Source organism: Enterococcus columbae DSM 7374 = ATCC 51263, from assembly GCF_000406925.1.
GTDB classification, from domain to species: Bacteria; Bacillota; Bacilli; order Lactobacillales; family Enterococcaceae; genus Enterococcus_E; species Enterococcus_E columbae.
Genome location: NZ_KE136348.1, coordinates 289,510 through 313,577 on the forward strand (window position 1 = coordinate 289,510; position 24,068 = coordinate 313,577).

The following is a 24,068-nucleotide window of genomic DNA, read 5'->3' on the forward strand; positions in this document are numbered from 1 at the left end:
TCAATCCACTCACCTGTGTAAGGTGAGACACTATATAATATAAATGTAAGCAAGAGATAAATAATTTCAATCCACTCACCTGTGTAAGGTGAGACTGAGTAACGCAATTAATACGGTCAATAAGCGTATTATTTCAATCCACTCACCTGTGTAAGGTGAGACTTTAACGTGCCACTCACATCAAACACAGCTTGTGATTTCAATCCACTCACCTGTGTAAGGTGAGACGATCAGTAGCAAGCACTTATGCACTACTAGATTTAATTTCAATCCACTCACCTGTGTAAGGTGAGACGCATTAGAGCCATTGTTCCAATTCGTACCGAGTTATTTCAATCCACTCACCTGTGTAAGGTGAGACAGTTTCATTGCTAGGAATAAACAATTCATCATTATTTCAATCCACTCACCTGTGTAAGGTGAGACTTAAAAAAGCGAGAAAAAGGAGATTTAATTATGATTTCAATCCACTCACCTGTGTAAGGTGAGACTTAGTCAAGACAAGTTAACTTATCGAACTATAATTAATTTCAATCCACTCACCTGTGTAAGGTGAGACGTTTATGTCGATTTTGACAAAGTAACAGATATTATTATTTCAATCCACTCACCTGTGTAAGGTGAGACTGCGCGATACAGCACAGTTTATACCATTTTTTGAATAAAAAATTATTACAAAAAGTGCTAAAACATTCAAATAAACAACAAATTTTGGGCGAACCTATACATGTTTTTATGTGCACTATAGGTTCGCTCAAATCAAAAAATCAACAAATCCTTATCTGGATCATAGGTATCATCAAACCCCATTTTTTCAACCCTGTGTTGCCAATTTTTTCCCAAATTATAAAATCGGATACTATCTGTTGATTTATCAATTATTTCAAACAATTTTTCTTTAATTTCCACATATTCAGCAGGAGTCAACGAACATTCGAAAACAGAATTTTGAACTCTTTGTCCATAATCTACACATAATTCTGCAACTTTTCTTAATCGTTTTCGTCCATGCCTATCTTCAGTATTTACATCGTAAGTAATTAATACCATCATTTTAACATCACCCAACTATATAAGAAAAGGTGGATATTCTTTAAGGTCGCCACGAATTGTTTTAGCAAGTAGTTGCGCTTGAACATACGGCAATAGACCTATCTTTACTTTTTCATCAATGTACGGATGTAAGATCAACTTGTCTTTCTTTTCCTTCCATTTTTTCAAGAATACCTTTCTACCTCTATCGTTTAATAATACACTCCCATTTTCTTTGAATTCAAAATCTTTTTCTGAAACTTGTTTCAAATTAATTAAAGAAAAGACAAATCTATCAACCAAATAACTACGAAATTCTTCCACTAAATCCAATGATAAACTTTCTCTTCCTGGGCGATCTGTATGAAAAAAACCAACATAACAATCTAATCCAACAGTTTCTAAAGCAGCAGAACATTCTCTAGTTAATAGTGAATAACCAAATGAAAGCATTGCGTTGACACAGTCCATTGGAGGCCGCTTAGTTCTTGAAATAAAGTCAAATGATGAATTTCCAGATAAATTTAGATCTTTGAACAAACTAAAATATAAATTTGCTGCAGTACCTTCCAATCCACGTAACGTATCTTTATCCAACGTATTTTTGATTAGTTTAATTAACTTGGATAATTCACCATCTAGGGATTCAAATTTTTCTATATCAATTTTCGTTTTGTGATCTTTTTTAAACTTAAGTACATACTTGCGAGAATTAGACACTTTAGATAAAATTTGTCTTCTTGCATAATCCATTGACCTGAGTTCATTATCAGCAATTCTATATTGTTCTCTTCTTAAAAGAACATTTCCATTTGTTTTACCTAATACACTACCACAATATTGCCCGTTTTTCGAAATAAAAGAAACGTGAATATTATTTTCCATACATAGTTGCATAGCAGATGGAGATATTCCGATATATGAAAAACAGACTACTTGCTCAAGAATCGTATGTGGAAAGCGTGCTATTTCATTGCCATCTAATTTTACTACTAAATTTTCACGATTTCGTGATAGATAATGATTTTCTTGAGTTAGATATAGTGTATTTAAAAGCTTTCTCATAATACTTCATCTCCATATATCTTTTCATCAATATAATTTTCAACATTTCGCGGCTTTTTATTGATTCGTGGTAAACAAATATCTTTTAAAGAACACAAGGAACAGTTTTTGAAATATTCAGCTTTGGGTAACACTTTATTATCATAATAACTATGCATTTGTTCAGCCATAATCATTACTTCATTTCTTAATTCTTTAGTTATTTCAATTTTTAATTTGTCTTTTGATTCAAAATAATACAAATAACTATGGTCAATTTTGGTATTTAAAGTCTCTTCTAAGCATATAACTTCAGCAACTAATTGTACAATATCTCGATTATCACGTTTCTTTTTACCTTTTTTATACTCAACAATACAAGGTTGCCAAAGTCCTTTCTTTCCTTTGACCGATATTCCATAAGCATCTTTATAAAACTCAACAACATCTAGTATGCCACTTAATCCCAACCTTTTAGAAGAAACATGAATCGCTCGTGAAATAAACTTATCTTTTCGCTTTTCTTTAAGGTAAGGATTATCTGCCTTTTCGTGTAAAAATTGCCCTTGCATAGTCGCTGCATTTTCTTCCCATTGCTGTTCTAAGTGAATTAATCCCCACTGTCTTTTGCAGAAATAAAAATGTTGAATCCCAGAGAGCATCAGATAGTCATCTTCATCCATCTTACTTACCTGATAAATATTCTACAGTTAATCCTTGTGCTTCATACTCGGCTACTTTTTCTTGATCTAATTGAATATGGTAATCGCTATAAGAAACCAAACGATTAACCTCAACTTGCGGTTCTTGCCATTGTAATAAATCTCTAATTTTCGCGCTAGAAACTGTACCCAACTTGGAACCATGAGTAAACCAGAATACATCGCGAATAGCCATTGACCCTTCAGGACGTGCTGAGGAAGCATCATTTTCAAATAATGTTAATAAACATTCTTTAACAACTGCTAAATCTTCATCACTAAATCCTGTTTTTTCAGCAAAATAGGCGTTAACAGATCCATAAATAACATAAACCGCATGATCAACAAAATGTTTTGTACCCATAGTATCTGATGAACGACCAGAATCATTTTTAGCTTCCATACCATTTGTACTACGTGTAATTTGCATTGTTGTTGAAGTAATTGGTAATAATGATTTTGCAATACTTATTGAAATAGGTCCTCTTATTCCAATTGATTTTTTTAAGAAAGTAATTACTTGACCAAATGAACGCACATCTAACCATTTTTCATTTGAACCTTTAGTAATTGTTTCATCAGTATCTTTACTGTTAAATTCTTTTTCAAATCTTGCTTGTAAAGACTTGACATCATCTTCGATACGATCTCTAGATTGAACAAAGATTGGATATCCCATATCTTGCATGCGATTGCGAATTTTTCGTTTAATTGCAACGTCACTAATCAATCCATAACCATTGGCATCTGTGCGTGGCATATTTCCTGCTAATGGATCGCCATTTGGATTAGCATTTGAAACTTCTACTAGTGCAATAAAATCTACTTTCTTATTAATCATTTTGTGTTTCCTCACTTTCATGTTTTGTAAAAATGTAATTAGTTTCTGCGTAATAACCAAAAATAAAATGATAATCTAACGGTTGATTCAATTCTTTGCTATCTATATAATGATCATGAATTGCTGTAATGATTTTTTCTTTTTCTTTCTTTAATTTTTGTGCTAACCCATAATGACTATTAGATAATGTTTGTTCATAATACTGGGTTTTCTCAAGTAAGGTTTGCATATAAGTAGCTGGTTTATTTGAATAAGAAGTCCAGAATTTTTGAGCATTGGTTACTCTTTTTGTTCCATCTTTTCCAGAAGTATAAGTAGCATCTTCAATTCGTTCAAAAACGGCTAATAAGCGCCCAAATAAATACGAGCGATTGGTATTATTTTCATCTAACATACGTTTCAAATCCTCCTCATTCCGATTGTGAAATATAGCCAATGCCGTATACAGTACTGTATACCACTTTTCCTCATATTTTAATCGTTGTTTTACATTTTGTTCTAAGGCTTTTTCAATGTTTATAGGGATTTTCTGACCATCTATTAAAGCCATAATCATTTTCTGAAATTGATCCTTAAAAAATTTATCATTACTTAATTCCAATTTTTGATTACTTTCTATTCCATACGCAGCTAAAATCATTTGCCCCATCGAAGGAATAGTACCAACCATTTTTTTAGCTTTTTGATCAAAATATTCCCACTTATAATTAAACTGCCATTTCTGCAAATTACGATAAAGTTGCGAGATACTGAGTTCTCTAAAATATTTTAACGAAATTCTACCATTGCTTGCTTTATCGATAATTGCTACGTAATATTTTGAACCATCCGAAAATTGTTGTTCACCTTTAAGAAATGATTTTCCGATTAATTTATTATCCTCAGTTGCTAATTTTACATTATTAGAAACTTGTAAAAATGTTGGTATACCTGAAAGATTAAATGTAGATGGATTAATAAAATCAATCTCACTATCATTAGCTAAATCATCACTAAACCAGTTCACAAGATACTGCTGTTCTCTTAATCGTACATTAGTATTTTTATTTTCAAGTAAAAATTTAAGCATTAAGTGGATTTTTTCCGATGTCCTATAACCAATCGAAATAATATCTTCTCCTTTACTAAATCTTCCTTGATAAGTTTCTTTATTATTACTTACTGAAATTAATTTAGCATTTCCTAACAAACCTCTATGTTTACTCGTAAGCTGCTGTTCTTCGCCACTAATATTGCATATACCTCTTGGTAGGTCCAAATTTTCGACATATTCGATATATTGACGATGCAAATTCACGTAATTGGTAACAGAAACCGTCTTACCCGAAATAAAATTACTGATTGAAAAAGTTAAAAATGTATTGGCAATATCAATTTTTTTCTCTTCATTTTCAAAAATATATTTTTCAATCTTTTCGTAAAAATTAGCCTGATCAATAAATTTTTTTATAGCTACCAAAAATTCGTTTACTTCACCGTCAGTAATTCCTTGTAGCAAAGAAGTAAAGCTTTCTATATACATTTCATGTAATTTCTCATTTTCAGTTGTTATATAGCTTAATTTATCCACTATTGGATGACTTGGTGGATACTTTCCTGAGCGAGCAATAGAATCCTGAGTTACTGGGAAAATAATTATCTCATCTTCTTCTAGAAATTTAGCAGACAAAAAATCACCTTGTTTATCAAGTAGTACACTGATAATATTTTTCCCATTAGAACGTAAACTTGTATGATAAAGTGGTAGTAAAATAGTCGAATTTCCTTCATGCAAATCAACTAAATTATTTTCTAATGCATAATCATACGAATGTAGCAAAGATGTAAAAAAATCCATTTTATTCACCCCCAAACATCTGATTATATTCATCATATTCTAAATCAACATTCTTTATAGAGATTGCTGGTTTAAATGCATAGGTAGATAACTCATTGACTATTTCACATTCATTTTGATTTTTAAAGGTAATAATTCCATTTTTCATAACAGTATCTGTGTAATAACTGATTAATTTTTCTGCAGCGTCAGTTGGATATTTAAAAGAATGGAACATTATTCCTAATGAAATAGTCTGTCCATCATATCTACTTGGCGTTTGTTGATATTCTTTCGAAGTAAGATGACTAACTAACCCAACACATTCGCGTGTTCCCAGAAAAATATCTCTTCTACCACCTTTTTTAATAGCCCGTTCCATAATTGCTTCATGTTTATTCATGTTTCTATCCTTTATTAAATCTGCTCTTCGCTCATTCCAAATAAAATGAAATTTCACTAGATATTCAACATCGCGTAAATATGAAACATAGTTTAAATCTGCACTCATATTGTTTAACAATGCACGTGTGCCAATTGTCTCTGTTTGAATTTCATTAATGATCTTTACTTCATCGATAACATTAATAATGGTTGGTTTATAATAAATGGCATCGACAATCCCCTTCAATGCTTGTCTCGTAGGCACAGAAAATGAAACTTTTTCCCCACCACCTTTTGTAGACGGATTCGTAAAAAGAGCATAGTCTCCTGAAATTCGTGCATAAAAATATTTCGATTGTTCCACATTTACCACCTCCTAAAAATAATTTTATATTTACAAAGAGAATATTTCTTACTTTTAACAACAAATATTCTCTTTGTAAAGTAGGCATAATTTAGATATAATAAAATTGTTCATAGATAATCTATGCGGATTGAAAAATTGTTCTATTTAAATTAGTTAAGCTGTATCTATTAATTAATGGATGCAGTTTTTCTATTTTAAAGAATAATATCAACAGCATCATCAACAACAATTCCCCTATCTTGACTATAATAATTTTCTGGTAGGACAAGTATAGATTGAGTTAAATATTTTGAAGTTTGTTCAATCAAATGACTATTTTGATACACATTAATAGTATAGGGTTGCAATTTTCTAAGTAACTTTTTTATCCCTGTATATAAGCTGGAATCATAGGTTGCTTCATATTGATCAATGACAGCAAAAAGTTGTTGTAGTAACTCTTTTGATTCTTGATAATAAACAATTAACCCCACTGTATCATTCTGAATTAAGTTAAAGCGTTCACTTGCCGTTTTAAAAGATTGATATAATAAATTTTTTCCAACCATCGTAGCCGATAGTAAATCAAAAACAGTGGCTTTATCTTGTCCTAATGGATAATCAAAATCAGTAGAAACACTACCATTAAAATATTTTTCAAAAAATTGATCATTTAAATTAGATAACGAAATAGGGTTAGCTAGTGGTCTTAATATTTCTGTAGTAGTCTCCTTTTTTTTCAGTAAATCAGGTAACCAAGTAAGATTCTCTTCCTTAGTAGGTAAATTAACTAAATAAACCTCTCCACTTTCATAATTTCCTTCACGATTACATCTTCCAGCAGCTTGAACAATCGAATCTATTCCTGCATAGGAACGAATGACCATTTGAAAATCAATATCTACCCCAGCCTCGATCAATTGCGTACTAACACAAATTACAGGTTCTTGAATTTTTAATCTACTTTTTATACTTTCAATAATATCTAATCGATGCTTTGGACACATACTTGTAGATAAATGATAAACTGGATTATCTTCAACCAGTGACACTATTTTTTCGTATAATTGGCTGACTGCTTTTTTAGTATTTAAAATAATCAAAATAGATTTCTCACTGTGTTTAATAACAAACTCTGCTAGTTCATCCAAACTAGTAAACATAGATTCTGTCTGAGACAATACTTCATTTATTTTATAACTCGTTGTACGCTCAAACATCGCGCTTTGATGGTTATTCATTTGAATTAAATCAGTGTTATTTCCATAATAATCACCATATGCTAAACGATGTTCTAAAGAATCTAAATCATATTTTGGTTGTGTAGCTGTACATAAAATAACAGTTGTTCCCATTACGCTTTTCAAAAAATTTAACGATAAATTTAAAAGAGAAGTGACTGACAGAGGCAATGATTGTACTTCATCCAATATAATGACTGCATTAGCTAAATTGGCAAATCTTCTAACACAACTGGCTTGTACTTTAAAAAGTGTTTGAAAAAACTGAACCATTGTCGAATTCACTACATTTGTATCCCAAGTATCCTGTAAATATGCTCGATAAAGAACCTCTTTATCGTCTTCATCTTCTACGATTTCATCAATCATATTCGAATGATGCTCGATTATCCCAAACATAAAGTCATCTTCATCAAGCTTATCTTCTCCTTTAATGATTTTCTTGATTTCTAAAGCATTTTGCTCCAAAACAGACAAAAAAGGCGTGATATAAATAAAACGATTTTTCTGATTTTTCATCTGATGAAACGCATAACGCATGCTAAGCTTTGTTTTTCCAGCCCCGGTAGGTAGATTCAAACGATAAATCCCAGTTGAATCATTTTTCCCTCTAGACAAAATTATCTCAGCTAATTCAGTTCGAACTTGGTTAATTGGTGAAATAGGATTTTTATATTTTTCATAAAGATTCTCAATTTGTTTTACATATAGTTCTTTTAATTGATTCTTCTTATCTTCTTCCATTGGCATAAGTTGTATTCCGTATGCATTAATCGTATCCAAAATATCTGCATTTTTCAGATAAGATGAATAAAGTCTTTCAAGTAACCCACAATAAAAAACATATTCAGAAAATTCTTTACTTCTAGTATTTATCATGATTGAATCAATTTTAGAAAGTAGAAGCAAAAAATCATCAAAAGCTTGTTTGATTAACTGTGAAATACTATCATAAATAGTTTTTTCGCTTAATTGTTTATCCAAATAATTTACAAACGGCAAAATATCTTCTTCGTAAATAGCCTGATTCGCCGTAATATATTCCTTCATTCGTCTATGTAAATGGCTGTAATGATATTCTGAGCTATTAGATTTATCTTTAAAAGGAATATCGTATAATCCATGATGAGAACTAATCACATATGCACAAATTTCTTCAAATAATAATTTTTGAAACATTTGTTTATCAGATATTTCTAAATCAATCTGATTAAACAAATAGTATGCCCCTGCAGTGCTATGATCTACATGATTATTAGGATGATTCAATAATTTATCTTGAAACTTTCGACTTGCTTTACCTAAATCATGAAATAACCCCAACAGAAATAAAACATTATTTTGTTGCAAATCTTTAGCATTAGCTGCAGCATTATTAGCTACATTCAATAAATGCAGAACGAGTTGTTGCTTTTTCTCACCATCAATATGCGCAATTACTTCTTCGACAAGCATATGCTTTTCACCTCAATACGTCAAATATATTTAAATAGTACAATGAAATAATATGTCTCAGACCAAAAATTGTCAACATTCCTATTTAAAATTCTCAAAATTTTTTAAACCCTTAACTACAGTAATCTCAATTTCTTATATCAAATAATTAATAAGGTTATACTACTGATATACTAAACATTACAAAATACTATGTAGATAAAACTATATATGTTATATTCTATGATTTCAAAAAGCAGAATCTTAATCAATATTTCTTCATTAATAACACCTTTGTTTATTAAATATATTTTATCATAATAAGCTATGATTTTGTAGAAAGCGCTATCAATTTGTGCAGTATTTTTATCAAAAAAAAATGATTATACTACTACTTACAATATGATTAACACTAAATATCATAAATTTTTTAACTAAACACTGGTAATTAAGTAATAAAATAAGCTGGTTCATAAATTAAAATACGCTATTTTTATTTAATCTCACTAATCCACATTTATTCTAAAAAAATTAGCTATTCCCAATCAACAGATAAAATACTATAATCCAACTGCTCATTTTATTCCTTTAAGACAAAAAGAGCATCCTATCATTATGATTAGAATGCTCTTTGAACGGTTAATGACTCGTGATTATTAGATTGATTTATACACATCCACTACATGCTCCACAGTAAAGCCAAATGAAGCTAAGACCTTATCGCTAGGAGCAGAAGCACCAAAGCTATCAATCGTAATGGTTTTCCCTTTACATTTTACATATTTTTGCCAACCAAAGGATGAACCGGCTTCGATAGCGACACGTTTTTTCACACCACGTGGTAAGACGCTATCTTTATATTCAGCGCTTTGTTGTTCAAATCGTTCCATACTTGGCATAGAAACAACCGAAACATCGATGCCTTCTTCAGCTAAAGCTTTTTGGGCTTGCACAGCTAGGTAAACCTCTGAACCAGTTGCGATTAAGATGCCTTCAGGTTTTTCCCCTTTTTGAGCAGAAATAACATACGCACCTTTGGCTACATTTTCGTCCGCAAATTCTTTTGTTCCTTCAATAACTGGTAAGTTTTGACGACTTAACACTAAAACAGTTGGCGTTTCTTTAGAGGTTAAGGCTAGTTTCCAAGCTGCCCGTGTTTCATTCCCATCAGCCGGACGAATCACTTGTAGGTTTGGCATGCTACGTAGGCTAGATAATTGTTCAATTGGTTCATGGGTTGGGCCGTCTTCCCCTACTGCCACTGAATCATGTGTTAATACGTAGATAACCGGTGCTTTTTGGATGGCGGCTAAACGAATAGCTGGGCGTAAGTAATCCACGAATACAAAGAAGGTGCCTCCATAAATCTTCGTACCCCCATGTAATTGAATCCCATTCATCGCAGCGGCCATCGCAAATTCACGCACACCAAACCAGATATTGCGTCCTTCGTATTGACCTGGTTCAAAATCTTTTTCTGCTGCTACCATGGTGTTGTTAGAAGCAGATAAATCGGCCGAACCTCCCCATAAGCTTGGAATTGCTTTAGATAAAGCTTGGATCATTTCTTTACTTGATACACGACTAGCCTGCGCACTACCCACTTCATAATGTGGCAAGGCTTGATCCCAATCGGCAGGTAACTCGCCAGCAAAGGCTTGCTTGAATTCATTGGCTAATGCTGGATAGGCTGCTTCGTATTGGGCAAATAATTCATTCCATTTACCTTCTGCTTGTTGACCTTTTTCCACAATCGCTTCATGGAAACGAGCTTGTACTTCACTAGGTACGGTAAATTCAGGATATTCCCAGCCGTAAGCTTGTTTGGCTGCTTGAATGCCTTCTTGGCCTAATGGTGCACCATGAACCGCAGAAGTGCCTTGTTTTGGTGCGCCGAAACCAATAATCGTTTTCACTTCAATCAAAGTTGGTTGAGCTAAATTAGCTTTTGCGTCTTCAATAGCTTGTGAAATAGCGGCTAAATCATTGCCATCTTCAACTAAAATATGTTGCCAGCCATACGCTTCAAAGCGCTGACCAACATTTTCAGTAAAGGCTTTGCTAGTTGGACCATCTAATGAAATATCATTTGAATCATATAGTACGATTAATTTACCTAATTTCATATGTCCAGCCATTGAACAAGCTTCTTGAGACACACCCTCCATTAAATCACCATCACCACATAAAGCATAAGTATAATGATTCATGATACCGAAGCCTTCACGATTATATTTAGCGGCTAAATGGGCTTCAGCCATCGCCATCCCTACAGCCATGGCAACACCTTGTCCTAATGGTCCAGTAGTGGCTTCAACCCCATCAGTATGATGAACTTCAGGATGTCCAGGAGTTTTACTTTCCCATTGACGGAAATTTTTTAAATCCTCAATCGTTACTTGATATCCGGCACAGTGTAATAAACTATATAGTAATGCAGAACCATGACCTGCCGATAGGATAAAGCGGTCGCGGTCAACCCAGTTACGTGAAGTCGTTGGGTTAATTTTTAAATGCTTGGTCCATAGAGCATAAGCCATCGGTGCAGCCCCCATTGGTAAACCAGGGTGACCTGAATTAGCCTTTTGAATTGCATCCATACTTAAGGTACGTAAGGTATTTACGCCCAATTGATCAATTGTGTCAAACATCGATATGCCTCCTAATTTAAAAGTTTTAGGTCGAAGGATTCATTTCTTCGACCTAAAATTTATTTATGCCTGAGCATAGTTTATGCTTTACTTACTTTCTTTTTTTGAAAAATCGTTAAAAGAACTAAAATAAGTAGTACAGCTAAAATTCCAGATATCACAGCAATTTGTCCACCCATATTTGCCAAATTACCTAAAAATATTCCTGTAACTCCATAGTCGGTATCAGAGAAAGTAGAGCCTTGGAATCCTAAGCCTCCCATTACTGGCATCAATAATATCGGCATGAAACTGATAATGACTCCGTGAATAAATGATCCTACAACGGCTCCGCGAACACCACCTGTTGCATTACCATAGACACCGGCTGTAGCGCCACAGAAGAAATGCGGAACCACACCAGGAATAATAACTGTTGTACCTGCAAATACCATAATAATCAAACTAACAATTCCACCTAAAAAGCTAGTTAGAAAACCAATTAAAACTGCATTTGGAGCATAGGGAAATACAATAGGACAATCTAAAGCTGGAATAGAATTTGGTACCAACTTTTCAGAGATTCCTTTAAATGCTGGTACAATCTCAGCCAAAATTAAACGTACACCTGCTAAAATAACAAACACACCTGCTGCAAATGAACCTGCTTGTTGAATAGAATAAATAATATAATTCGTTCCACCACTTAAATTTTTTGTTACATAGCTACTACCAGCAAACAATGCTACGATAATATAAACCACCGACATCGTTAAAGTAATACTTACTGTAGAATCTCTTAAAAAACTTAATCCTTTTGGAAACTTAATATCCTCAGTAGACTTTGTTTTATCTCCTACATATTTTCCAATTAACCCACTTAACGCATAACCAAAGTCACCCGTATGACCTAAAGCAACTGAATCATTTTTAGTGATTTGGCGTGTAAATGGTTGAGCAACAGCCGGAAAAATAGTATTTGAAATCCCCAATGCTAAACCGCCAAATAAAACCAGCATCCATGTTTGCATGCCTGTTACACTCAAAATTACTGCTATCATACACGCCATATACAAAGTAGCATGTCCAGTAAGATAAATGTATTTATAACGAGTAAAGCGAGCGATTAAAATATTGAACGCCATTCCTGCAAGCATGATCAACGCAGTATACGTCCCAAATTTAGTTAGTGCTAACGCTACAATCGCCTCATTATTTGGAACTACTCCTTGCATGTTAAAAGCAACTTTGAACATTTCACCAAAAGGCGCTAATGATTTTTCAATTACACCAGCACCAGCTGTGACTACTAAAAAGCCAACAAAAGTTTTGATTCCACCCTTAACAGTTGTAGCCGTATCTTTTTTCTGTAAAATATTTCCCAAAATAGCAATTAACGCAACTAAAATTGCTGGCGTACTTGCAATATCAATGAATATATCCAAAATACTTTTCATAAAAATATCCTCCCATAGATTTTCTATAAAATCTCTCGCTATAATAATCCTTTTTCTTTACAAACTTTTGTAACCTTTTCTTTTAATTCATCTAAATCAATAATACTATCCAAAACAACTACTTCTCCTAAGTGATTGGCACTATCAGCCAAATCACTACCTACAAAAAAGACATCAGCTAATTCTGGCGCAGCACTACCTAAATCATAATGTGCAACCTCCACATCTGTAACTCCAAGATCACTTAACACAGAATTAATATTCATTTCAACCATAAAACTTGAACCTAGACCAGATCCACAAACTGCTGCAAATTTCATTATTCGTTCTCTCCTTTTTCAATTATATTTAAAATTTCTTCAATTGTTTGCGCTTGTAAAAGCTGATTTAAATACTCTTTATTAGACAAAATTTTCGTCAAACTAGATAATGCTCTGAGATGCGTTTCATTATCAACAGCCGCTAAACAGATAAACAGTTGAACTTCATGGGCAGGATCATCTAACAAACAAATTGGTTGCGTCACTTTCAGTAAACTTATACCAATTTTATTGACACCATCTTCAGGACGAGCATGTGGTAAAGCAATCCCTTTTCCTATATGGATAAACGCACCATAATCTTGGACCTTTTTAATCATCGCCTGAATATATGACTCTTCTATTTTTTCATGATCTAATAATGGTTTTGCAGCCTGACGAATAGCTGTCTGCCAATCCATTTTCTCATCTGATATCCGAATATACTCCTTAGTTAATAGTTCTGACAACATTGGTCTATCATCTACCTTTCTTTTCATATCTTTTACCAACTTATTTTGTACATAGTGATAAATTTTTTCTTTTGTCATTCCTTTTTTTATGTCTACATACGGTAAAATAGCATCGACAATTTCATTAACCGTTGGCAGAAAAACTTTTGGAAAAATGAAATCTTTTTGTACTGTCCGTAACAAAACACTTTTTTCAATATGCGTCATAATTGGATGGATAATATATAACTTTTTCTCTGTTTGAATTGGAATACTAGAAAAAATCATATCAACGTCTTGCATCTCGCCATTTGAATAATAACTTTCGATAGATTTCGCCTCAATAAAATCAATTTGAGGAAACAATTCCTGGAGTTCAGATTTCATGATTAATGATGAACTAATTCCATTAGGACAAAGAATTAACGCTTTTAAATGATTAGCTTTTTTTCGTTCTTTCTCATTACTAATTGCTCCACCAAATAAAATGGTAAAATAGGCAATTTCTGTTTCTGGAATGTTTTCTTGAATCAATAACTTCAATGGATGAAGTGCAATATGGGTAATTTCAAACATTTCTTCATATTGAACTTTTATTTCATCAACCAAGACATTCTCAATGAAAAAGCCAAAACGAATTCTAAAATAGGCTGGTACTAAATGATAGAACAAATCCAAAAGTAACTTTCGATAATTTTGAAACTCTATAGCAGTTAAACGCTCGACTTCATGAATCATCTGACTTGCACAATTTAATAAAAATTCTAATGCGTTATCTCGAATTTCCCCTTGCAAAATTGTCATAATGATAATTGTAAAATAATAAGATTCCATTTGTTGATCTTTCAACTGCGTAAATGATGCCAAAAAGTGTACACTTGCTTGATATGACGTTAAAGAGCTTAGCAATTTTTGATCGACTTTTTTGACCTTCACAGAATACTTCAAAATCCGTTTCAACAAAAATGCCACGTAATAGACCATTTCATCTAATCTACTAGGAACAACAGATAAATTATATAACTCTATTGTTTCAAATAATCGTTGACGAATCGATTGATAATAGCTATACGATTCTGTAAAATAAGCCTTCGTAATCAGCCTTGTTCCTTGTTTAGACATTAAAATATTGGATAAAAATTTGTAAGCAAGTAATCGTATGTTTTCCTCACTTCCTTTTAGGACAAAACCTTGCTTTCTTGAATAAACCATACGAACGTGATACAACTCTATTTGCTCGCGTATTTTACGCAAATCATTTAATATTGTATTTTTACTTACATGAAGAAATTCCTGAAAATGAAATACTGAATAATAATCATTTTCCATAAAAACCAATAGAAAAATAATCTCTTGTCTTTCCTTCTCTGAATACACAATCTCTTGTTCTTTTTCGGCAAAAAGTATATTCAACCAATTTTTTTGTATCTGATTAGGAATATCAATTACTCGACTATTTAGCTTGATTTCTGGTAATGAAAATTGATAAGCTAGTTCATTAACTTTTTGAATTTCATTTACCAATTCAATGTTGGTCATTGAGGTTAATCGTAAAGCCTTGGATAAAGGTATCGCTAAATTCTCTTCAGCCATAAGGAAATTTAATTTCTGATTAATCATTTTTTCATCCCCCACATAAAATATACAACACAAAATGTATCCGTTTTCTTATACTTGAGCACATATTTAAGAAGCACTTTTGTAAATCAATAGACCGAACTCTGCAAAAATACGATGAGATCAAGAAAAATTTAATAAACAAAAATAGTATTTTCAAAAACTATTCTTTTATACGCATTTCATTTCATTCATACGTATGAGTGCGCAGTATTATTATGATAGTGTTTTAATAGTAAAAGTTTATCATAATATTAATGACTATCTATTAATAATTTTATCAATAGTTATCGCTTCTAACAGCGAAAATCTAGATTAAAAATACTAAAAAAATCTGAAGCCAGCATTTTAGCTTCAGATTTTTATTTTCTAAATTTTACTTTTAGATGGCTATAAAAAACATACTGTCCGAAAAAAACATTACTTCAAACAGTATGTTATTGTGAAATTACATTTTATCTGTTATCTGATAAAAAATTGGCACATTTCCTATTTTTCTCTTCTATCCTTCCATCTGGTAATAGCTGATTCCTTCTGCTTGCCAGCCTAATGAAAGCAAATGGTTTCGCTCAGCAAGGCTAGCTGTTAGATGGTGCGTACCTACCTTAGCATTTGGATTATATAAGCGATAGACTGGTTTACCAGAAGTCTTGTCTGCTGAATACCAAGCAACCCCTTCTGCTTGCCAGCCAACTTTCACTAGATGATTAACTTCCGCTTTAGCCATGGTATAGTGATGATCGCCCGAGTTTGGGTTGTAAAGACGATAAACTGGTTGATCAGATTGTTGTGGTAAAACAGCTGTCTGAGATTCTAAGCGCCAGCCTAATCCTTCTAGATATGCTGCTTCAGCGCTATTTGCCGTAAAGAAATGAGCACCATTATTTGGATTATACAAACGCGACAACAGCGTCTTAGTTTCTATCGGCTGAACAGGTTCTTCTCCTGGATTTGGATCAGGATTTTTAGGCGTATCGTCTGGAATAGTTGGAATTACTGGGGTTTGTGGATCAAAGCTTAGCTGAACAATAACCGGATCATGGTCAGAAGCTCGTCCATCTTCTTGCATAAACATCGCATTGATATGCACCATATCAAATTTTGCTTTGGAAACTAATCGGTTAGATACCAATAGATGATCCAGTGTTTGGCTGTTTCCTTGATAAAAGTAAGAATATCGATCAGCTGCTGGGTGATTTTTTACTAAATTCGTTAATTGATTGCCTTCTAAAATTTGTAAGGTTTGACTAAATTCAAAATCATTGAAATCCCCTGTCATCACTACGTTTAAATGTGAATTAGCTTTGATTTGTTCGTCAACAAAAGCCGCAATTGCCTTGGCTAATTCATGACGTTGGACTTCTGAACCCAAAACAGCAGGTTGATTCTTTCCATATAATGGTTGATCCCCACGCTTAGAGTTTAAGTGATTACCAACCAACAAAATTTCTTGATCGTTAAATTTAAAGAAGCCAGCTAAGGATTTGCGCGTATTCGCAAAAATTGGATTATCTTTACCGATTGCTTGGACCTTCATAAAACTTACACGCTCAGGATTGTATAAAAAGCCTACGCGAATATTAGCGCCAGGTGCACCGCCGTCTTGATTATTTTCGGGAGCAATATCAATATATTGATACTCTGGTCCGCCAAGCTCTTTGATTTTATCAATTAAGCGTTTCGCACTCAAACTAGCATCGACATTGCCACTATCCTCTTGACCATCATTATCTTGCATTTCTAGTAAATTAATCAGATCTGGTGCATGTAAATCACTGACGAACGACTGCGCAATCCGCTGAACCTTTTCATCACTAGTGGTGCTTTGATTGGCTGAAAAGTTTTCGATGTTATAAGAAGCGATGGTTAGCTTGTCTGCTGCCGGCTGAATAGTAGAACTTTCACGCGCAAGCTGGCCATCTTGAATGGTTACACTCCCTTTTGGTAAATAAATTTTGTACATTCCATAAGAGTAGGTGACTGGACCTGCGACTTGACCAATCACTCGATCATTGGCTTTAGCACGTAATTTTTTATCACCTGTGGCTAAAACGATTAATTGTGGATTATAATCTTCATCTAATAATAAGCCACCAGATTGATTTAAAACATCTTGACTTTCTTTTGGTAAGACATACAACTCTCCATTTTTTTGTGGGCCTAAAATTTTGGCATCATTTACCGCCACTTGCATGCCTTCGACCGATTCCCAAAAATCTAAAGCATCCTCATTAGGATCAAACTCACTAAAACCATCATTTTCAATCACTTTATCAGGAACTTTACGATCTACCCCCAAGACAATCGGTGCGGGTGTAGCTGCTTGCCCTACTTTTTGTAGCTGTTCTGCCTTTAATTGGGTAATTGTTAAATCAGTATCTTGTTTCTCTGCATAACCAGCACCCAAAAATTCTACAACTTCACCGGTAAGAGTTAGCTTATCCCCAACCTTTACTTGATGGTTTTTAAAATAAACATTCAATCCATCTGAAGTTTTAGCATCATCATCTGGCTGTAAATCCTGAATGTAAAAACGACTAGTACCATCCACGGCCGTTACTACAACATCCTCAATAGTCACCTTTTTACCTTCGTAAGGCGAACGATGCTGCATCCCTTGAATTTGACCAATCTTTAATGTCTCGGCAACTGGTGTGACTGGCGTGGTATTATCCTCAGCTTTTTTGATAACTGTAAAGAAATTTTGTTCAAAAGGCTTCAGCTGCAGACCGCGATAATAGGCTAAAATCCCACTAAGGTCAATTAGATCATTATTTTGTAACGCTTGACTGACTTGTTCAACATCAATACCTGTACGACTATTTAAATAGACGTGTAAAGAACGTTGATTCGTATCAATAACGTCGAATTCCAGTCGTTTAGAGCCATTAGCTTCGCTTGTAACCTCAGTTTTATTTGCTACCTGCATGGTCGTTAATTTAAGATAGCTTCCCGTATCACTAGCTTGGAGGTTAGCAACACTATTAAGTGCAGTAGCTTGAATCGTCTTTTCTTTAGCAATCACTTCAATTGTGACACTACCACCCAGTTGCTTTTCACCGTTATACTCACCTAATGTACCGGTAATCTTGATTTCATCGCCAGGCACGACATTAACCACTGAATTCCTTGCAGGATAGACATACAATCCACCTTGCGCATCTTGGATATAAAAGCCCGTACCACCCCAAACACCAGGTGTATTGACCACCACACCTTGTAAGGTGACCACCGTTCCATTTGTTAACTGTTTTACTTGGGAAGTTGTTAAGATTTGTTGTTCATTGGTTACGCTTACATTTTCTTGCGCATAAATCATTGGAGGAACACTACTTAAAAATACCGGGGATACTAAGACTGCACTAATAGCTAGGGACATGAAACGTTTATTGGTTTTACTCATCGTCGCTCTCCTTTGTATTCGTTTATAGATGAGTTCGTCTGGTAGTTTATTTGCTACCAGACGAACAATGTGACTATTTTGACTAAATTAAATCAGTGGTATGTTTATTTTGCTGCATAGAAAGCAATGTTTTCGGCAGACCAACCAATGCCTTGTAAGTGGTTATATTCTGCTTGACTTATAGTAAAGTGATGTGAGCCAGCACCTTTAGCAAAACGATTGTATAAGCGATAAACCGCTACACCATTATCCTTAGTTGCTGAATGCCAAGCCACTCCTTCAAACTTCCAGCCTAGCTTAGTTAAATGATCACGTTCTAATGCTGAAACTGTGTAGTGATGGTCGCCACTGTTTGGATTGTACAAACGATACACTTCATCACCATTATTTGGAACATTCCAAGCAATCTTTTCATCATGCCAGCCAAGTTTTACTAGGTGACTCTTTTCACCTGCACTTAGCGTAAAGAAGTGTTCCCCACTATTTGGATTATATAGACGATATAAAGCACCAGCTGTTGGTTCAACTTGCGCTGGTCCATCAACCTTGACTTTACGACCTAATGTAGGCACGGCTAAATCACCATTAGCAGATGCTTTTTGGATATAGTTGACAAAGGTTTCAGTATCTGGATCAATCGCACCAATTAGTTTAGCTTCAGTAAATCCTTTGAAGCCATCCCCGCCACCATATAAGAAGTCGTTAATCACTACTTTATAGGTTTGATTCATTTCAACGGCACTACCATCTTCTTTGGTAATCTTATCCACTAGGTATTTTTGTTCAGAGGCTGTATCTGGATTTGCATAGAAAGTATAGCTTAAACCAGAAACCTGTAAGAAGTATTTGGCATCATCATATTGTTCTTCTAAAACCTTCTTGATTTGGCTACCAGTCATTTCAACTACTTGTAAAATATTACCAAATGGTTGGACGGCTTGCGCTGCTCCCCAAGTAATATCACCATTTTCGTTAACCAATAAATCGGCACGAATCCCACCATTATTGGTCATAGCAAAGTCAACTTCTTGTCCGGCTTCTTTAGCCATGACACGTTGGCCGTCTGTGATTAAATTACCTAAAACAGATTCGCGTGGTGCCTCAGCAGCAACCTCACGAGAAATATTGCCTTTAGCTGAAGTATGACCAATCACTTTGTTTTGTTCCTCAGCAATACGTGCATCCGCATCTTTAACGATTGCCTCCACACTAGCATCTGGTGTAATACCATTAGCAGCAATAACTGGTTGGACATCTCCATCTGGAACCTTCACAAAGTCTTGTGTCGCTACGTCGATTTCACCAGTGACTTGGGCAACCCCTTTCCCTTGAGAAGTTGATTGAACCACCCGTGTTTTGCCATTAACCCCATTAGTATAAACGTGGTTATGTCCAGCAAAGACCGCATCGACTGTATTTTCAGGATCAATTTGAGCTAATTTAGCTAGCATATCTGCTACGCCGCCAGTTGTCGTCTCCCCACTTTGTACGCTTGGAACGTGTGCTAAAACTACAATCGCATTAACCTTTTGATTTTCACGTAATTCTTTTTCATACGTAGCAATCGTTTGAGCTTCATCTAAGAAGGTATAATCTTGCCAATTTTTCTTTAAGACTAAATCAGGAATTTCTGTAGTGACTACCCCAATAAAGCCAACCTTCACTTCATTACCTTGGCCATCCGCTAATGTTTTGACCGTATATGGTTTCCAACCAAATGGAATCTTGCCTGAAGCATCCTGGATATTTGCTACCACTAAATCTAATTTAGATGCTTCACGAGGATAGGTTTTTACAATATCTAAAAAGTTACTATCACTAGCAGGTGCTTGTCCTAGTAAAATACGATTAAACTCAGCTAGGCCTTCATCGAATTCATGGTTTCCAAGTGTTCCTACTGTAAAATTCATCGCGTTAAAAGCTTTAATCGTTGGTTCATCTTGTAATAAGCCAGAGTTTGCTGGACTCGCACCAACCATATCCCCGGCTGATACTCGTAAAGTCTGACCAGTCGGATGCGCAGTTACGAAGTCATTTTGCATTTTATTTAATTGACTAGCTAATAAAGCTGCCCCACCAGCATTAGCAATTTTTCCGGTTGGACCATAGTAACTACCTGTTGTACTCAATGCACCATGGAAGTCATTCACTCCTAAAATTTGTACAGGCACTGTCTTAGCCTCATCTGCTAATACAGTCGTTACCCCACCACAAGCTAAAACAGCCGTTGTAAGTAATAGCGTATTGACCAATTTTTTCATTTTCAAAATATAACACACTCCTCACTCTAAATATGAGCCAAATCCATCAGCTGGCACCTGAAAACAAATCCTACCCACCTTTCATCCTCTTTATCACTCGTTTACAGCAATAAAAATATTCTTGTTTTAATAATAGCTACAATTATGATTATAATCAATCAAAATCAACTTTACAAGCGCTTTCAATAATTATAACTTTCGTATTTTCATGAGAAGAACTGAACGATAAAGTGAAGGATTCACACAGAATAACAATGACTTCTCTACATAGCAAACCGTTTAGCAATAATAGCCATTTAACCTATAATAAAAAAACGTTTTTATCTCACCAAACATAAAGCAGCGTCTATTTAGCAAACTGTATTTTGGTTTATTAAATATAGTAATAAAAACTAAATTTTATTGTAAAGAGCTCATTTTTCTAGCTAATTGAATCAAAAAAAATGATGCTGAGTAAAATTTACGTAACTAGATGATGAGGAAAACAATGAATGAAGACAAAATTTATGAACAACTAGCACTCATCTAAAATAAATCATTGGAGGATGTAAAATGATAGCACCATTGCTTAGATTTTACCTGGTAATCTTGCTTGCGCTCATAATGATGATAAGCTATCTGTATTTCTGCTTTACCCAGTCAGATTATCAAAAGATCAGCCACCACAGCTTTTTTCAAACCTTATTGAATAAAGGTCTTTGGGGAGAATATCGCATTTTTAATACACTAGAATCATATGCTCGCCCTTATTATATTCTCACCAACCTCTATCTCCCTCGTAAAGACAACACTACCACTGAAATTGATTTGATTTTCATCAATGAAACAGGCCTATTTGTCATTGAATCTAAAAATTATGCTGGCTGGATCTACGGGGATGAAAAGCAAAAATATTGGACCCAAGTATTTAGCAAACAACAAAAATTTCGCTTTTTTAATCCTATTTGGCAAAATGCTGCCCACCTCAATGCCTTAAAAGAACAATTGCCAAACGAATATAAAGAAAGGCTCTATTCCTTTATTGTTTTTAATAACAAATGCGAATTAAAAAACGTCCACCTCACCTCAGCTAATCTTACAGTAATTAAAAGAAAGCAATTAAAGGAGAAAATCAAACATTTTCAATATAAGAATAGACAAACTTTGACAGAAACCCAAATTAATCAGATTGCCTGTAGCTTACAGCCATTTACGCATCCAGAACAAAAAATCAAAGAAGCACATATTGAAAGAATCAAGAAGAAAAAACAAACAACGGTAAAATAGAGGTGAACAAAAAAATTAAGGAATAACAAGTACTAACCTGTTATCCCTTATTTTTTGTGTATTAATCTATTCTATAATATATCTCAAAGCATACTCCCCACGCTTTATCTAAGCGGATATTATAGAAATACGATACCTTCGAATCTGAAGTCAATTGTGGCTTTATACGGCTATAAAAGTAAGAATATACTCTTGAATACACCGTTAAATAAAATCCTTCCATAAAATCATTAGCAACATCATTTCCATTAATATAATAATTGGAATCTACTTTTTGAAGGCTTGGAAATACAATGTTATGCTTATTATCTGTATATTTGGTCGCATCATATTGTAAGTTAATATTTAAACGTTCAGTTATTTCATCAAAAATTGCATTAAAATCAATTGACTGAACGTGGCGTAATAACTGGTCTTTTTTCACAAGAAATACGGTATCATTGGCTGGAGCATAAATCGGACTTTGATTGGTTACAACAAAAGTATCCGCGGTCTCACTAACTTGTGGAATAGTTTCACCAGCTTTATAAGTAATATCCTCACCAAAAGTACTGATTGAATTCATATCTAAATCAATTAATTTTTGACGGATCGTACCTCCTATAATTGGTTTACAATAAATATCCTTCACTACATCTTCATTAGATGTTATATGATAGTATATGTCTTCCGGATTTAAGAATGTATATCCTTCGGGTACATATTCTGACAAATCATAATAACCATAACCACCTTGATATAACCATGACAAAACAACAGGATCCTTAAGTTCAGTCCCTTCAGTATCTAAAAAATTAAAGGTTATCTTTGGAACTCGAATCATTTTAGTACTATACTCGTTTTTATGCCAATCAAATGGTTCTGATCCATTACCAACGGCTGTATAATTTCCATAGATTTTCCGATCTTCATCTGTCAAATAATTCATATATGCTAAATAATAATTATCAGACATATCAAAATCGACTGTTCTTTCCAAAGTTGGCTGCATACCAGTAATGTCTTGATCAGGTGTGGTTACTGCATAATATTTGATTTTAATTTTTTGAATGGTTGGGACAACTGAAAAATAATAATCAGTTATTCCTTCTCTTTGGATCTGACTGGTAGAATAAATATCATTTACAAGAGAATATCCTCTTGGACATAAATTATATGCTGGAATTAAGTCATCTATATAGCCAGTCAATTCGTCTATTGTACGAACCTCTTTATTATTATCTTGTGCATCCATATAATGGATAACAATTTTTCCTTTCTGTTCATCTAATTTAACATATACCTTATATTCGACACTTGAATCATTAATCATTCTGTAAAAATCTCGATTACTTATATTATCAAGCACAACATGATATTCTCCAAAAATATTTGACTTTTCAGCCTGAGATAGATAATTCAAAGAATCTCCTCTACCAATTTGTGTATCTACTGTCTTGAGTTCTTGACCAGTTTTAAAATCGACTAGTTGTACCTTAATAGGAATGATTTTTCGATAGTACAATTTAACGATTTTTTTATCGGTTGTGGGATTTTCAATGTAATAAGAACTATACTTATAGCCTTCAATTGTTATATTCCATTTACTAAAATTAGTATCCGCACTAACCGATGATGGTAAATCTACGCCATTTTCATCTTTTTTAATATCTATCTCTTCATTCGTAAAGGGATCTAAATAAACAACCGGAACAGTCTTATCACTTGGAGTAGTTGGTGTACTGCTGCCATTATCTCCTGCGCTTGGAGTAGTTGGTGTACTGCTGCCATTGTCTCCAGCACTTGGGCTAGTTGGTGTACTGCTGCCATTGTCTCCAGCACTTGGGCTGGTTGGTGTAGTACCA

Annotated in this window: 14 protein-coding genes, 1 pseudogene and 1 CRISPR repeat array; of the genes and pseudogenes, 1 reads left to right on the plus strand and 14 read right to left on the minus strand. The window is 34.0% G+C overall.

From position 1 onward, the window contains the following. Nucleotides 1-63 precede the first annotated feature (63 nt). A CRISPR array of direct repeats spans nucleotides 64-627; the repeat unit is 32 nt; unit sequence ATTTCAATCCACTCACCTGTGTAAGGTGAGAC. Between the two features lie 132 nt (nucleotides 628-759). The 13 genes from cas2 to RK02_RS06345 all read right to left on the minus strand — a co-directional run bounded on the left by cas2 (nucleotide 760) and on the right by RK02_RS06345 (nucleotide 20,958). Beyond that, entirely contained in the window at nucleotides 760-1,053 is a 294-nt protein-coding gene (cas2, locus tag RK02_RS06285; RefSeq protein WP_016183415.1) for a CRISPR-associated endonuclease Cas2, read from the minus strand. 15 nt (nucleotides 1,054-1,068) lie between these two features. After that, a complete protein-coding gene (cas1c, locus tag RK02_RS06290) occupies nucleotides 1,069-2,097 on the minus strand; it encodes a type I-C CRISPR-associated endonuclease Cas1c (protein WP_016183416.1) in 1,029 nt (342 codons plus the stop codon). Next, on the minus strand, nucleotides 2,094-2,759 hold the full coding sequence (cas4, locus tag RK02_RS06295; RefSeq protein WP_016183417.1) for a CRISPR-associated protein Cas4: 666 nt from the start codon (nucleotides 2,757-2,759) through the stop codon (nucleotides 2,094-2,096). Before cas4 ends, cas1c begins: the two co-directional genes overlap by 4 nt. A gap of 1 nt (nucleotide 2,760) precedes the next feature. Further along, entirely contained in the window at nucleotides 2,761-3,618 is an 858-nt protein-coding gene (gene cas7c / locus RK02_RS06300; protein ID WP_016183418.1) for a type I-C CRISPR-associated protein Cas7/Csd2, read from the minus strand. Further along, a complete protein-coding gene (gene cas8c, locus RK02_RS06305; protein WP_016183419.1) occupies nucleotides 3,611-5,455 on the minus strand; it encodes a type I-C CRISPR-associated protein Cas8c/Csd1 in 1,845 nt (614 codons plus the stop codon). The genes cas7c and cas8c overlap by 8 nt, the downstream gene beginning before the upstream one ends. A gap of 1 nt (nucleotide 5,456) precedes the next feature. Beyond that, the gene (gene cas5c, locus RK02_RS06310) at nucleotides 5,457-6,182 is read right to left on the minus strand and encodes a type I-C CRISPR-associated protein Cas5c (protein WP_016183420.1); all 726 of its coding nucleotides are present in this window, start codon (nucleotides 6,180-6,182) and stop codon (nucleotides 5,457-5,459) included. Nucleotides 6,183-6,379: 197 nt separating this feature from the next. Continuing rightward, nucleotides 6,380-8,860, minus strand: coding sequence for a CRISPR-associated helicase/endonuclease Cas3 (locus RK02_RS06315; protein ID WP_016183421.1), 2,481 nt, complete (start codon nucleotides 8,858-8,860; stop codon nucleotides 6,380-6,382). Between the two features lie 635 nt (nucleotides 8,861-9,495). Further along, on the minus strand, nucleotides 9,496-11,490 hold the full coding sequence (gene tkt / locus RK02_RS06320) for a transketolase (RefSeq protein WP_016183422.1): 1,995 nt from the start codon (nucleotides 11,488-11,490) through the stop codon (nucleotides 9,496-9,498). 80 nt (nucleotides 11,491-11,570) lie between these two features. Further along, on the minus strand, nucleotides 11,571-12,926 hold the full coding sequence (gene ulaA / locus RK02_RS06325; protein ID WP_016183423.1) for a PTS ascorbate transporter subunit IIC: 1,356 nt from the start codon (nucleotides 12,924-12,926) through the stop codon (nucleotides 11,571-11,573). A gap of 38 nt (nucleotides 12,927-12,964) precedes the next feature. Continuing rightward, on the minus strand, nucleotides 12,965-13,246 hold the full coding sequence (locus RK02_RS06330) for a PTS sugar transporter subunit IIB (protein ID WP_016183424.1): 282 nt from the start codon (nucleotides 13,244-13,246) through the stop codon (nucleotides 12,965-12,967). After that, on the minus strand, nucleotides 13,246-15,297 hold the full coding sequence (locus RK02_RS06335; protein WP_016183425.1) for a BglG family transcription antiterminator: 2,052 nt from the start codon (nucleotides 15,295-15,297) through the stop codon (nucleotides 13,246-13,248). The genes RK02_RS06330 and RK02_RS06335 overlap by 1 nt, the downstream gene beginning before the upstream one ends. 499 nt (nucleotides 15,298-15,796) lie before the next feature. Beyond that, nucleotides 15,797-18,697 carry an endonuclease/exonuclease/phosphatase family protein gene (locus RK02_RS06340; protein ID WP_016183426.1) on the minus strand — a complete coding sequence of 967 codons (2,901 nt, stop codon included), beginning with the start codon at nucleotides 18,695-18,697 and terminating at the stop codon, nucleotides 15,797-15,799. Nucleotides 18,698-18,801: 104 nt separating this feature from the next. Beyond that, a complete protein-coding gene (locus RK02_RS06345; protein ID WP_245555744.1) occupies nucleotides 18,802-20,958 on the minus strand; it encodes a 5'-nucleotidase C-terminal domain-containing protein in 2,157 nt (718 codons plus the stop codon). Nucleotides 20,959-21,510: 552 nt separating this feature from the next. Here RK02_RS06345 and RK02_RS06350 point away from each other — a divergent pair. After that, nucleotides 21,511-22,224, plus strand: a complete 714-nt coding sequence (locus RK02_RS06350; protein ID WP_016183428.1) for a nuclease-related domain-containing protein — start codon at nucleotides 21,511-21,513, stop codon at nucleotides 22,222-22,224. 61 nt (nucleotides 22,225-22,285) lie between these two features. Here the strand turns inward: RK02_RS06350 and RK02_RS06355 are convergent. Then, nucleotides 22,286-24,068, minus strand: a pseudogene (locus RK02_RS06355) (hypothetical protein); the annotation flags it as partial.